The sequence below is a fragment of the Enterobacter sp. DC1 genome, assembly GCF_000568075.1.
Lineage (GTDB): Bacteria > Pseudomonadota > Gammaproteobacteria > Enterobacterales > Enterobacteriaceae > Enterobacter > Enterobacter asburiae.
Genome location: NZ_AZUA01000005.1, coordinates 177,251 through 190,432 on the forward strand (window position 1 = coordinate 177,251; position 13,182 = coordinate 190,432).

At 54.7% G+C, this 13,182-nt stretch carries 12 protein-coding genes and 1 pseudogene; 5 read left to right on the plus strand and 8 right to left on the minus strand.

Annotated features, from left to right (window positions below):
• The first annotated feature begins 28 nt into the window (after positions 1-28).
• Entirely contained in the window at positions 29-2,194 is a 2,166-nt protein-coding gene (gene dinG, locus P346_RS06310; RefSeq protein ID WP_032661258.1) for an ATP-dependent DNA helicase DinG, read from the plus strand.
• 352 nt (positions 2,195-2,546) lie between these two features.
• Positions 2,547-3,509, plus strand: a complete 963-nt coding sequence (gene ybiB, locus P346_RS06305; protein ID WP_032661259.1) for a DNA-binding protein YbiB — start codon at positions 2,547-2,549, stop codon at positions 3,507-3,509.
• Between the two features lie 116 nt (positions 3,510-3,625).
• On the opposite strand, the gene ybiJ is transcribed toward ybiB, so the two are convergent.
• The 3 genes from ybiJ to mcbA all read right to left on the minus strand — a co-directional run bounded on the left by ybiJ (position 3,626) and on the right by mcbA (position 4,827).
• Positions 3,626-3,886: a DUF1471 family protein YbiJ gene (gene ybiJ, locus P346_RS06300; RefSeq protein ID WP_023310874.1), complete on the minus strand. Its 261-nt coding sequence runs from the start codon at positions 3,884-3,886 to the stop codon at positions 3,626-3,628.
• A gap of 285 nt (positions 3,887-4,171) precedes the next feature.
• Positions 4,172-4,438: a DksA/TraR family C4-type zinc finger protein gene (locus P346_RS06295; RefSeq protein ID WP_032661262.1), complete on the minus strand. Its 267-nt coding sequence runs from the start codon at positions 4,436-4,438 to the stop codon at positions 4,172-4,174.
• Positions 4,439-4,560: 122 nt separating this feature from the next.
• The gene (mcbA, locus tag P346_RS06290; RefSeq protein ID WP_032661263.1) at positions 4,561-4,827 is read right to left on the minus strand and encodes a DUF1471 family periplasmic protein McbA; all 267 of its coding nucleotides are present in this window, start codon (positions 4,825-4,827) and stop codon (positions 4,561-4,563) included.
• Positions 4,828-5,070: 243 nt separating this feature from the next.
• On the opposite strand from mcbA, the gene rlmF reads away from it, so the two are divergent.
• Entirely contained in the window at positions 5,071-5,982 is a 912-nt protein-coding gene (gene rlmF / locus P346_RS06285; RefSeq protein WP_032661266.1) for a 23S rRNA (adenine(1618)-N(6))-methyltransferase RlmF, read from the plus strand.
• 48 nt (positions 5,983-6,030) lie between these two features.
• Here the strand turns inward: rlmF and ybiO are convergent, their stop codons facing one another.
• The 5 genes from ybiO to P346_RS06260 form a co-directional block, all read right to left on the minus strand.
• Positions 6,031-8,244, minus strand: coding sequence for a mechanosensitive channel protein (ybiO, locus tag P346_RS06280; RefSeq protein ID WP_032661268.1), 2,214 nt, complete (start codon positions 8,242-8,244; stop codon positions 6,031-6,033).
• A 125-nt stretch (positions 8,245-8,369) separates the two neighbouring features.
• Positions 8,370-9,092 carry a glutamine ABC transporter ATP-binding protein GlnQ gene (glnQ, locus tag P346_RS06275; RefSeq protein ID WP_023310879.1) on the minus strand — a complete coding sequence of 241 codons (723 nt, stop codon included), beginning with the start codon at positions 9,090-9,092 and terminating at the stop codon, positions 8,370-8,372.
• Positions 9,089-9,748 carry a glutamine ABC transporter permease GlnP gene (gene glnP, locus P346_RS06270; protein ID WP_003858462.1) on the minus strand — a complete coding sequence of 220 codons (660 nt, stop codon included), beginning with the start codon at positions 9,746-9,748 and terminating at the stop codon, positions 9,089-9,091. The genes glnQ and glnP overlap by 4 nt, the downstream gene beginning before the upstream one ends.
• An 84-nt stretch (positions 9,749-9,832) precedes the next feature.
• A complete protein-coding gene (gene glnH / locus P346_RS06265) occupies positions 9,833-10,576 on the minus strand; it encodes a glutamine ABC transporter substrate-binding protein GlnH (protein ID WP_023310880.1) in 744 nt (247 codons plus the stop codon).
• A 609-nt stretch (positions 10,577-11,185) separates the two neighbouring features.
• Complete coding sequence (locus P346_RS06260) at positions 11,186-11,926, minus strand: SHOCT domain-containing protein (RefSeq protein ID WP_233456509.1); 741 nt, start codon at positions 11,924-11,926, stop codon at positions 11,186-11,188.
• Between the two features lie 86 nt (positions 11,927-12,012).
• Between P346_RS06260 and P346_RS06255 the strand changes: the two genes are divergently transcribed.
• A complete protein-coding gene (locus P346_RS06255) occupies positions 12,013-12,744 on the plus strand; it encodes a hypothetical protein (RefSeq protein WP_032661271.1) in 732 nt (243 codons plus the stop codon).
• 200 nt (positions 12,745-12,944) lie between these two features.
• A pseudogene (locus tag P346_RS23315) lies at positions 12,945-13,150 on the plus strand (IS4 family transposase); the annotation flags it as partial.
• Positions 13,151-13,182: the final 32 nt, after the last annotated feature.

The following is a 13,182-nucleotide window of genomic DNA, read 5'->3' on the forward strand; positions in this document are numbered from 1 at the left end:
CTGTTTATACAGTATTTCAGGTTTTCCGATGGCTTTAACCGCTGCGCTCAAGGCGCAAATAGGCGCATGGTATAAGGCGCTACAGCAGCAGATCCCCGACTTTATCCCCCGAGCGCCGCAGCGGCAGATGATTGCTGACGTGGCAAAAACGCTCGCCGGGGACGACGGACGACATCTGGCGATTGAAGCCCCGACCGGCGTCGGGAAAACCCTGTCGTATCTCATTCCCGGCATCGCGATTGCGCGGGAAGAGGACAAAACGCTGGTGGTCAGCACCGCCAACGTGGCCTTGCAGGACCAGATCTTCAGCAAGGATTTACCCCTGCTGCGCAAAATCATCCCCGACCTGCGGTTTACGGCAGCCTTTGGGCGCGGGCGTTACGTGTGCCCGCGTAACCTGGCGGCGCTGGCCAGCAGCGAGCCGAATCAACAGGATCTGCTCGCGTTTCTGGATGACGAGCTGACGCCAAACAATAAGGCCGAGCAGGAGCAGTGTGCAAAACTCAAAGCCGAGCTCGACGGCTATAAGTGGGACGGCCTGCGGGATCACACCAGCCAGGCCATCAGCGACGACCTGTGGCGCAGGCTCAGCACCGACAAAGCCAGCTGCCTGAACCGCAACTGTCACTACTACCGCGAGTGCCCGTTCTTTGTCGCCCGGCGCGAGATTCAGGAGGCGGAAGTGGTTGTGGCTAACCACGCGCTGGTGATGGCGGCGCTGGAGAGCGAAGCGGTACTGCCGGAGCCTAAAAACCTGCTGCTGGTGCTCGACGAAGGCCACCATCTGCCGGACGTGGCGCGGGATGCGCTGGAGATGAGCGCTGAAATCACCGCCCCGTGGTTCCGCCTGCAGCTGGATCTCTTCTGTAAGCTGGTGACGACCTGCATGGAGCAGTTCCGCCCTAAAACCACGCCGCCGCTGGCGGTGCCCGAGCGGCTGAGCGACCACTGTGAAGAGGTCTATAGCCTCATTTCATCCCTGAACAACATCCTGAATCTTTATCTTCCGGCAACCCAGGAAGCCGAACACCGCTTTGCGATGGGTGAGCTTCCGGAAGAGGTGATGGAGATCTGCCAGCAGCTGGCGAAGCATCTGGAAAAGCTGCGCGGGCTGGCGGAGATGTTTTTAAACGATCTCAGCGAGAAAACCGGCTCGCATGACGTGGTGCGTCTGCACCGCGTTCTGCTGCAGATGAACCGCGCGCTGGGGATGTTCGAAGCGCAGAGCAAGCTCTGGCGGCTGGCCTCGATGGCGCAGGCGTCCGGCGCGCCGGTCACCAAATGGGCGACCCGCGAAGTGCGGGACGGGCAGGTGCACCTCTTTTTCCACTGCGTGGGCATCCGCGTGGCCGATCAGCTGGAAAAGCTGATCTGGCGCAGCGTGCCGCACGTGGTTGTCACCTCGGCCACGCTGCGCTCCCTGAACAGTTTTTCTCGTTTGCAGGAGATGAGCGGGCTCAAAGAGAAAGCGGGCGACCGTTTCGTGGCGCTGGACTCGCCGTTTAACCACTGCGAGCAGGGCAAGCTGGTCATTCCGCGCATGAAATTCGAGCCGCTCATCGACAACGAGGAGCAGCACATCGCGGAAATGGCGGCCTACTTCCGCGAGCAGGTCGAGAGTAAAAAGTACCCCGGCATGCTGGTGCTGTTTGCCAGCGGGCGAGCGATGCAGCGCTTCCTCGAACACGTCACCGATCTGCGTTTACTCCTGCTGGTGCAGGGGGATCAGCCTCGCTACCGGCTGGTGGAAACCCACCGTAAGCGCATTGATAACGGCGAGCGCAGCGTGCTGGTGGGGCTGCAGTCGTTTGCTGAAGGTCTGGATTTGAAAGGCGACTACCTGACGCAGGTGCATATCCATAAAATCGCCTTCCCGCCCATCGACAGCCCGGTGGTGATCACCGAGGGGGAGTGGCTGAAAAGCCTCAACCGCTATCCGTTTGAAGTGCAGAGTTTGCCCGCGGCGTCGTTTAACCTGATTCAGCAGGTCGGGCGCTTGATTCGTAGCCACGGCTGCTGGGGCGAGGTGGTGATCTATGACAAACGTCTGCTCACCAAAAATTACGGCCAACGGCTCCTGAACGCGCTGCCGATCTTCCCGATCGAACAGCCGGAGGTGCCGGAAGTAAAAAAACAGCCGGTCAAACTGACCGCCGGGCGCAAGAAAAGCCTCCGCGCTAAGGGGCGCAGGTAAAGGCCGATCCAGACATAGCGGGGCCTGTGGTAATTGCGGTCCTCGTTTGGATATAGCGTACGCCGAACCCCAGAGCGCTAACCACCGTGCAATGGATTTGCTGAGACGATGTATACGCGGTGACAGGCTGCCTTGCTGGATATCTCATCGTGACCCTTAATGACTTTCCACTCTTTATTTAGACAAATAATGAAGCGTCAAGAATCTACTGTAGAAATCGCAACTAGCTGGAATAAGTCCAGCATGTCTTTTTTGTCATAAAAACAGAACCTTGATTCTGGAGAAAAAACTAACCTCCGGATATTCAACAGGGCTATATTGTTAACAAGATGATTTTTTCAGGAGTGATGCCGTGGATTATCGCAAGATTATCAAAGAGGTAGGCAGAGGCAAAAACCACGCCCGCGATTTGGACCATGAAACCGCTCGCGCGCTTTACACCCGCATGCTTAACGGCGAGGTTCCGGAGCTGGAGCTGGGCGGTATCCTGATCGCGCTGCGTATCAAAGGGGAAGGTGAGGCGGAGATGCGCGGGTTCTATGAGGCCATGCAGGCCCAAACGCTGCGCTTAACGCCGCCGGTGGCAAAACCGATGCCGATCGTGATCCCGAGCTACAACGGCGCGCGTAAGCAGGCAAACTTAACTCCGCTGCTCGCTATCCTGTTACACAAGCTGGGGTTTCCGGTGGTGGTGCACGGCGTCAGCGAAGATCCCACCCGCGTGCTGACGGAGACCATTTTCGGGATGCTGGGCATTGAGCCAACGCGTCATGCCGGCCAGGCGCAGGCGAAGCTGGATGGTCACCAGCCTGTTTATATCCCGGTCGGCACACTCTGCCCGCAGCTGGAAAAGCAGCTCGATATGCGCTGGCGCATGGGCGTGCGCAACAGCGCGCACACGCTGGCGAAACTGGCCACGCCGTTTGGTGAAGATGCCGCCCTGCGTCTCTCCAGCGTCTCGCACCCGGAATACGTGGCGCGCGTGGGGCAGTTCTTTGAGGCTATTGGCGGAAGGGCGTTGCTGATGCACGGCACGGAAGGCGAGGTTTATGCGAACCCGCAGCGCTGCCCTCAGGTGATGCTGATTGATTCTGCAGGCACGCGCGCCATTCTTGAGCGCGGGGAAGAGAATACCGGTGTGATATTGCCTGAGGCAAAAGATCCCCATACTACAGCCCACTGGATTGAGCAGTGCCTTGCCGGAAATGTTCCTGTTCCGCATTCGATCAAGCTTCAGATGGCATGCTGTTTGCTGGCAACCGGAGAAGTGGAATCCGTCCAGGCCGGGCTTGAACGCGTGGCGCAGGCGTTTTAGACAAAAAAAAGCCCGTCCAGTGGCGGACGGGCAAGCAAGGGTAACAACAACAGGGTCAATGAGGGTGGAGCAGCTCACCAGAGGGTATGGCGAGGGTACAGCATTCATTCAGACGATTATTTGTAGATAACCGCGGTACCGCTCAGCTTGTTATTGCCGTTAGCGGAGGTAATGGTGTATCCGCTTGCACCGGCAGCAGCGGCTTTCTCAGCCAGTTTCGCTTCCAGGCCGTCCAGGGTGGTGGCGCCATCAGCACTGACCACACCAACTTTGTTCATGTTCTGTGCCTGAGTAGAAGAGACAGGCTCTACGGCGAAAGCGCCGAAAGACAGAGCGGACAGGGCAACAGCAGCTACAGCATATTTGATGGTTTTCATAATTAATCTCTCGCAGGTGTTTCTGTTAAGGGGACGATGTTCCGTCGATGTGATAAGTATCACGTTATTTTGCGAGAGATAAAATCGAAGAGAATTGACGTGGTTGCTCAAAAAAATTGAATGACAAATAACTTATTGAATATTAATAAATTCGAAGTGCCGCTTTACACTTCTTGCGGATGCGCTTTACAGAAGCGATAACAAGGGCACGTTTTGCTACGCGTCTTGCTAAAAATCGTGAGCGTAAAGGAACATGCGGGCTCGGTTATCTTTGGTAAAGCAAAGTCAACGTAACTGACTATCCTTCGAACCTCTGCGATTATATCCCGAGTGTGATGCGTTTTTTGAATCTTTATGCTGCTGACACGTAATGCAAAACCGCACGCCGGGGATGGCTTTTCGGCGCGCCTCCGGAATGGGTTCTCCGCATTCTTCGCATTCCGTTAGGCTTTCACCGCGCGGAATTTCACCGCGCGCACGCGCAACCGCATCTTCAATTGTACTGTTGATCTGTTCGTTAACAGCGTCGTCATTTGCCCAGCCGGAAGCCATAGCGTCCTCCTGAAATCGGTTTAGGCCATACGTTTACTATGGGGTTAAAAAATGAACAATCAAGGCGAAGGGAGAAGAGAACTGCACCCGTTGGGCAGATGCAGTCTTGTGGAAGAGACAGGTTATTTATAAATGGTCGCAGTGCCGTACATATGGTTATCTCCGCCAGCGGAGTTCACTACGAATCCTTTTGCACCTTCCTGACGGGCTTTTTCGGCGAGCTTAGCCTGGAGATCGTCAAGGTTGCTGGCACGGCTTACCGAAACGGTGCCTGCAGGACGTAGCTGGCTCGTATCGGTACTCTGGGTGAGGGACTGAACGGCCATGGCAGAGAAGGACGCGGTCGCCAGGGCGGCTGCGATAACAGCAAGGGTCAGGTACTTTTTCATAATCACATCCTCATGAGGAAACAACAGGTGATTCCCTTTAAGTTTAGAAGCCTGACGAATGTGACTTAGCGCAAATATTTGATGATGATCTGCTTATTTTTTGAACGATATAAATTGACAATTCGCTGACGGATCATAGACATAAAGGTGTTTGATTTATGGCGCGTTTTTGAGCGTCGCAGAGAAAGATTTACCGTTGGGCCTGCAAAGGGTATCTTACGCCGCTGTTTAAAGGAGAATGCCATGACTGCCCAAAAGCCGGGATTGCACCCGCGAAATCGCCACCGCAGCCGCTACGACATGAACGCGTTATGCCTGAGCTGCCCGCCGCTGCAGGACTATCTTGTTCAGACCCCAGCGGGTGAACCCTCGGTTAACTTTGCTGACCCGCAGGCGGTTAAAATGCTGAACAAAGCCCTGCTGGCGCATTTTTACGGTGTGGCTCACTGGGATATTCCGGAAGGCTTTCTCTGTCCACCTGTGCCGGGCCGCGCTGACTACGTTCATCACCTTGCCGACCTGCTTGCCGAAGGCAATGAGGGTGTCGTTCCGCAGCAGGCCACCATTCTGGATATTGGCACCGGGGCGAACCTGATTTACCCGCTGATCGGGGCGCATGAATATCAGTGGCGTTTTACCGGAAGCGAAATCGGTGACGAGGCCTTTGCCAGCGCCCAGGCGATTATCAGCGCTAACCCGGGATTGAGCCGCGCCATTCGCCTGCGCCGTCAGAAAGACGCGGCGTCGATCTTCAACGGCATTATTCACAAAAACGAAAGCTATGACGCCACGATGTGCAATCCGCCGTTCCATGATTCGGCGGCATCGGCCCGTGCGGGCAGCGAGCGCAAGCGCCGTAACCTGGGTCAGGCTGAAGACGCCGCGCTGAACTTCGGCGGACAGCAGCAGGAGCTCTGGTGCGACGGGGGCGAAGTGGCGTTTATCCTGCGCATGATTGCGGAAAGCAAGCACTTTGGCCGTCAGGTTAAGTGGTTCACGACGCTGGTTTCCCGCGGGGATAACCTGCCGCCGCTCTACCGCGCGCTGACCGAAGCGGGCGCCGTAAAGGTGGTGAAAAAAGAGATGGCGCAGGGCCAGAAACAGAGCCGGTTTATCGCATGGACGTTTATGGACAATCACAAACGTCGCAAATAGCACTCCGTCGTAGGCCGGGTAAGGCGAAGCCGCCACCCGGCAACCAGGTTACAGCGTCGGCTCCTGCGGAGGGAGCGGCGATGCGGGCGGCGGCAATACCTGATACGTCTGCACGGGCATCCGCACGTTCGCCAGATCAAAGTGTTTTTTCACCATGCTGTCGAGGGCAAAGCGCACCGTCCACTGCTTCAGCGGCTGGGTGGTGAACGACACGCGCAGGGTAAACGCCGTGTTCGTCAGCCCGACGATGCCGGCAAATGACGGCTCTCCGATCACCAGCCCGCGAATATCCTCCATCTCCATCAGTTCTTCTACCGCATCGCGCAGCGCCTGCTTCGCTTTGTCCGCATCCTCGTGGCGATCCACATCGTAGTTCGCCACAACGGAACCAATGCCGCGCACAAAGTTGGCGAAGGTGGTGATCGAAGACCAGGGAATGATGTGGTACGCCCCGGTATCCTGACGCACGCCAACCGAACGGATGGACATCCTCTCCACGGTGCCGGTTAACGGCCCGATGGTCACCAGATCGCCCGTGTTCATCCCGTTTTCAAACTGAATAAAGATGCCGGTAATAATATCCTTCACCAGCGTTTGCGAGCCGAAGGAGATGGCCAGGCCCAGGGCACCGGCACCTGCCAGCAGCGGGGCGATATTCACGCCGATTTCCGACAGCACGATCATAATGGTGATGGTACTGATAATCACCGCCAGCGCGTTGCGGAACAGGGTTAACAGCGTTCTTGCCCGCGCGCTGGGCAGGGGCCTGCCGTGAATATCCGAGACCAGACGGTTCTCAATAAGGCTCGCCAGCAGCGTCCAGCCGACGGCGGAGAAGAACAAAATCAGCGCGATGCGAATCAGAATGTCGACCGTTTTTTCACCCGCACCGTTGTGCAGCCAGTTCCAGAAATCAAACAGGCTCCACGCGTTCAGGAGCAGCATAATCGCCACGCAGACGGTGAGAATGCGCGCCACTTTGAGCGATACCGACATCCAGCCGTTTACCCGCTTTTGCAGTTCCGGGTAACTCCGCTGGACCTGCGGCGACAGGGTGATGGTTTTCGAGATCCAGCGCGACAGCAGCCCCGACACGAATGCCGCGATGCCGATAATGGCCAGGCTTTTGAACGTCGCCCCCATCATAAATTTCAGGCTATTGCCCGGGTCAAACAGCGAGAAGAAGCACAGCACGATGAAGTAAGCGCTTGCCAGCCAGTGCCACACCAGGGCGAACGCGCGAATAAAGAGGCTAAAGAACGAGAGGGAGCGATCGGCCAGATTCAGCAGGCTTTGGGTAATGGTTTTTTTATTATGGAAGATAAGGTACAGCGACCAGACGGTAATGCAGATCATGATCAGCACGTTTGCCAGCGCCCCGAACTGGACGTTCACCTGGTTGGAGATGATCGGCACGGCAACCAGCAGGCCGTAGCCAATCAATCCGCTGAGCACGCTCAGGCGCAGCGCCCAGTACTTCGCGCTCGCATCCCGAATGGAGAAGGGACGCAGCTCCGGCACGTGCGGACAAAAGAGTAACCGCAGCAGCGCTTTGAAGAACTCAATCAGGGCAAAGGCGTTCAGGAAAAGTGACTGCTGGAAGGCGATGGTTTTGTTGCCTGCATTCAGCCTGTCGGCCAGCATCTGGCCTAAAAACAGCGTCAACGCCAGCAGCAGTAAATCGATGATAAACGCTGAGGCTATCATCAACGGCAGGTGCAGCCAGCTGCTTTTATGCTGATTCTTCCTGCGTCCCCATTGCCCCATTTTGCGGTACAGCGGCCACGCGCACAGGCGCACCAGCCAGTAAAAAAGAAATACTGCGCCCGCCAGCATCAGGAACTGCGTGGCGGCGGCGGTAAACGTTTGCGGGTTAAATGCCTTATGCGGTGAGCCAATCAGGTTGCGGTAAAGCTGAGCGAAGCGCGAGGAGAGCGCTTCCCCGTAGTGGCGGCTCACGTCGGTGACGTTTTCCAGCACCGTTTTTTGCTCCTCAACCTGCGGAGGGGTGAGGGTTGGCACCGACGCCTGCGGCGGTGTGGCGGCAGCTTTGCGCAGCTGGCCAATGAGCTCCTGCCGGGAAGTGTCGTTTTCAAGGACGTCGGCAAGCGCACCGTAGGCGGCTTTTTTCTGTTCAACATCGGGTTCCGGAGGCGGAGTACTTTGCTGGGTAGCGGTGTTTCCGGTGGTCACTCCGGGGATCGCGACTGCGAACGATGGCGCACTAAACAGGCTTATCAACAGCAACAGGATCCACGGCACGGCGTCCTCCGGTGAAAATGTCGAACAAAATGATAAGTATAGAAGTCGGGGCGCGGCGGGGGATTTTTGGGAACAATCTGGCGTAAAAAAGCCGGGCATGCCCGGCTTACGTGTGAAGCGAACGATCAGGAGACGTGCTGCAGGAACTCCTGCAAACGCTGGCTTGGCGGGTTCGCAATCAGCTCCTGCGGGTTACCGTCTTCCGCGATACGGCCTTTATCAATAAAGATCAGGCGGGACGCCACTTTCTCGGCAAAGCCGATTTCGTGGGTCACGATCACCATCGTCATCCCTTCTTCCGCCAGATCCTGCATGACTTTCAGCACCTCGTGGCGCAGCTCCGGGTCGAGTGCGGACGTAGGCTCATCAAACAGCATCATTTTCGGTTTAACCGCCAGGGCGCGGGCAATCGCCACACGCTGCTGTTGACCACCGGACAGCTCGGAAGGGTAGTGGTGCGCGCGTTCTGCCAGACCGACTTTCGCCAGCAGATCTTTTGCCAGCGCTTCCGCTGCCGCTTTGCTGGCACCGCGCACGCGCAGTGGGCCAAACATCACGTTTTCCAGCGCCGTGAGGTGCGGGAACAGGTAGAACTGCTGGAACACCATGCCCGCTTCCTGACGAATCAGACGGTCGTCCACTTTTGGGTCGTTTACCTTCAGGCCATCGACGATCAGATCGCCGCTGGTGATCTCTTCCAGCTTGTTGATGCAGCGCAGCAGGGTGGATTTACCAGAGCCGGATGGCCCAATAATCACCACCACTTCACCCTGTTTGATGTTCAGATCGATATTGTGCAGCACCTGGGTTGGGCCAAAGTGCTTGGAAACGTTTTTAAATTCAATCACAGGATTTTCATCCTTCTTTCAAGACGACGCAGAACGAAGCTCAGAACCAGAGTAATGATCAGGTAGACAACGGCTACCGCACTCCAGATTTCCAGCGCGCGGAAATTGCCAGCAATGATCTCCTGACCCTGACGGGTCAGCTCGGCCACGCCGATAACAATGAACAGCGACGTATCTTTAATGCTGATGATCCACTGGTTACCGAGCGGCGGCAGCATGCGACGCAGCGCCAGCGGTAGAATAACGTGGCGGATCGTTTCGCGACGAGAAAGACCTAGCGCCAGACCGGCTTCACTGAAACCTTTATGAATCGACAGCACCGCACCGCGGGTGATTTCCGCAATGTAGGCGCCTGAGTTGATCATAATGGTGACGACGGCCGCGCTGAACGGATCGATGCGCAGGTCGGTGAACGCCATAGGCAGGGCGAAGTAGATGAACATGACCTGCACGACAATTGGGGTGCCGCGGATCACTTCGATGAAAACCAGTGCGATGTGGTTTGCGATCCAGCCGCCGTAGGTGCGGGCGAAACCGGCGACAAGACCGATAATCAACCCACCAACCAGACCCAGGACCGAAATCCACAGGGTCATTTTAGCGCCTTCAAGCAAGAGTGGAATGGCAGGCCAGATGGCGCTCCAGTCAAACTGCATGATAATTTCCTGTTACTGTTACCGTGTTTCAAAAATAGCAGGGGCGAAAGGTCGCCCCCGAGTGAACGTCATTTTTACGTCTTATTATTTAGGCTCGGTACCGAACCATTTTTTGTAGATTTCGTTATAGGTGCCGTTCTCTTTCAGCGTTTTCAGCGCGCCGTTAACCTTCGTGCGCAGGTCGTCGCTGCCTTTCGGGAATGCGATACCGTACTGCTGCGCTTCCAGAGACTCGCCAACGGCTTTGAACTTGCCGTTACCGGCTGTCTTGATGAAGTACAGGATGTTAGGCGTGTCGTGCAGAACAGCGTCAGCACGGTTGGTGCCGAGTTCCATGTACGCGTTGTCGATGTTCGGGAACTGACGCAGGTCTTTGGTTTTGATATTTGCTTTCGCGTAATCAACAGAACCGGTGCCGCTCTTCACTGCCACCACTTTGCCGTCGAGATCTTTCACGCTTTTTACGTCGTTATTATCGGCTTTGACCATAACCAGCAGGCCGCTTTTGTAGTAGCCGTCAGAGAAGTCGATCGCTTTTTTACGTTCATCGGTAATGGTGATGCCTGCCAGCGCCAGATCAACGTTTTTGGTTTGCAGTGCCGGGATGATGCCGCTGAAGTCCATAGGCTTCAGGGTGTAATCCAGCTTGAGTTCTTTTGCGACAGCGGCCCACAGATCCACATCAAAACCAACGTATTTATCACCCTGTTTGAATTCAAACGGAACGAACGCCGTGTCGGTCGCCACAACCAGTTTGTCGGCAGCCTGAGAGGACACTGCAAAAGCCAGGGTAAGTGCAGCCAGTGAAACTTTTAATACAGACTTCATAGCATTTCCTTTTATATCCACGGGGCGATCCCCTGCGAGAACAGGTGGCACAATGAAAAAATCGTGCCAACTTTACAAGCTATTGTTTTGCAAAGGGGATGATGTCATGCATTGCACAATAAATGGGGCAATGAGGTGTTATTGCACCAAAGTGGAGCACCGTTTTGGTGCGCTTCGTTTGGCACAACTGACGGGGAGATATTTAGCGTAAATTCTGACGAAAAAACAATCTTCCGTTAACGGTTGTGTGAGGTGATTATTACATTTCGTTCACTTTTGCAGGTGTGCAGGCAAAAACTGTGCACCATAGATGTGCGAAACCCTCACCAATGGCACTGAAGACAGGCAGCTGAAACTGAAAGTGTCAAAACAGGCACGGAAAGAGAAACCTTCACTGCCAGAGTACTGATATATCCGAGGGATATCTTGTGAGGTGCACGACGTGGAGAAAATGGTGCTGACATCGCTCCCGCGGACCGCTATTACGGCGTGAGGCAACAAACGCCCCCGACCAGCAAGGCCGAGGGCGATTAAGATAGCAAAAACCGTTCTCCGGTGAATTGGCTGCGGAATCCAATAATTTCCCCTGTTAAACCGGAGGAAGGAACGTTAAATCAGCTCCATTAATTTGCTTTTTTTGGCCTGGAATTCTTCTTCCGAAATGATCCCGCTCTCTTTGAGTTCGGAAAGCTTTTTGAGCTGCTCATAGGGATCCTGATGGGTCATAGCCGGTTCGGCTATTGGTGTTTCCGTCTTCACTCCGCGGCCAGCTTCAATCGCCTCAATCAGGGCGAGTTCTGCATCCTTGCTGAACATCTTAAATTCCAGATCGTCGTGGGAAGTATGGATCCGAATGACCCGGTGACCCAGCGTGGACTTGCGTTCAATCGACGTAATGGATTTTAACGGGATAGTCTCAATCACCTCGCCGAGAAAACCTTTACGGTAGAATGCCACTCGCTGGCCCGTAACGATCAGTACACCGTTGTGCTGTTTGTCCTTACCCTGTCCCATCACTTTGCCGATATAGCCTTCTCCCCACTGCAGAACGGCTTCACTAGGATTGAGATGGTTTGCTTCGAATTTGCTGACGTGCTTATTTTCTTTCATCAAAAAACTCCCTTTAAGAAGACCGATGCATTTGGCCTGCATCGGATTGAAGTCACTGCAAAATGAATTATCTATCATATTGCATACCCGGGATAACTGCACTTCTTGAAAGGCGATTGTGTACACGGTATTTACCGGATGATCTGCTTCAGACGCGGAGAGGTCAGCGAGCGGATGCGAAGAAAGAATCCTGCCGGCAGAATGAAGACGACCGCCACGTCTCTTCCGGTGCTGGCGCATGAGAGTGAATTACTCCCTAATTAGATCTTATTTTCTGATAATATGACGTTGTTTTTTAATGGATATATACAGTCAAAAGGATAACGATGAGCACTTTTCTTTCTTTAATCGCATTTATTCTGTTTGTGGCCTTTATTATTGGCCTGATTAAACCCTCGCTGGTCAAAATGCCCGGTCGTAAGCAAGCCAGTGCCGTTTATCTGGGCGGTTTTCTGGGCCTCTGCGTAATCAATGCCATCCTGCTACCGGCCGACCGCAGTCCGGCCGTCGTGAAAAAACAGGATCAGCCGCAGAATGCGGATGTCTCTCCGCCGCCTTTCAAATATGCCGATAAAACCCTTACCGAGTATCGTAGGGAGCGTAAGGATACGCGACACAAGATTGTGGCTGCTTATATGGCATATCGTCAGGTGCCCGTCGCGTCAGAAGAGGGGTTTTACGCCTGCGTGAGCCAGAACAGCTACACCACGCAGGGTGACACACCGTTTGGCGTGATAGCGAACTGGTGTTTCACTGAATACCGTTCCAGTCCTGAGATGCTGGCAAAACGCATCAACTTCGATACATTTCAGGATAATTTTAGCGGTTGGAACGGGGCTTATCGTCCGTTAGAGGCCATGATCAAAGCCGACATGCATGATGATTCCTCCTACAAACACCTCTCCACACGGTATCATCTGGTGCTGACCGACGATCCGCATGCCACGATAGATACCACATTCCGTGGCACCAACGCCTTTGGTGGCGTAGTCAAAGAGACTGTCTCTGCGCGGGTAGATCTGCGAACCGGGAATGTTATTTCGATCGTTGAACAGTAAGGGCAGCAAGCTTCCTCGTCTGTTCGGGCGAGTGAAGGGCCAACAGCGAGGCTGCTTTTTTAACATTCATTGAAAATATGATTTGTATCATATGTCTTGCTCTCTTTTTTCGCCGAAAAATTAAGCATTAGCGTTTGGCGGCAGAGCGATTATGCGCTCTGCCGTTTTTTTATCCTCGACCCGACGTTAACACCTTGCTCAAGATCGCCTCCTGGCTTATAGCGACGGACAGGCTAGTGCTGGAAATAGAGCGTCACCAGGAACCATCTCGAAAAAGCTGGAACATCTGCGTGAAAATCTGGAAGCGTTGTTCATAATAAAACGCCCCCGACCATGAAGGCCGCGGGCGGTTAAGATATCAAAAACCCTTTATTCACTGAAACACAGTGCCGTTCCGCTTATGTGAACGGCATCGCGTCATGGCGAGGGGTTAATAGA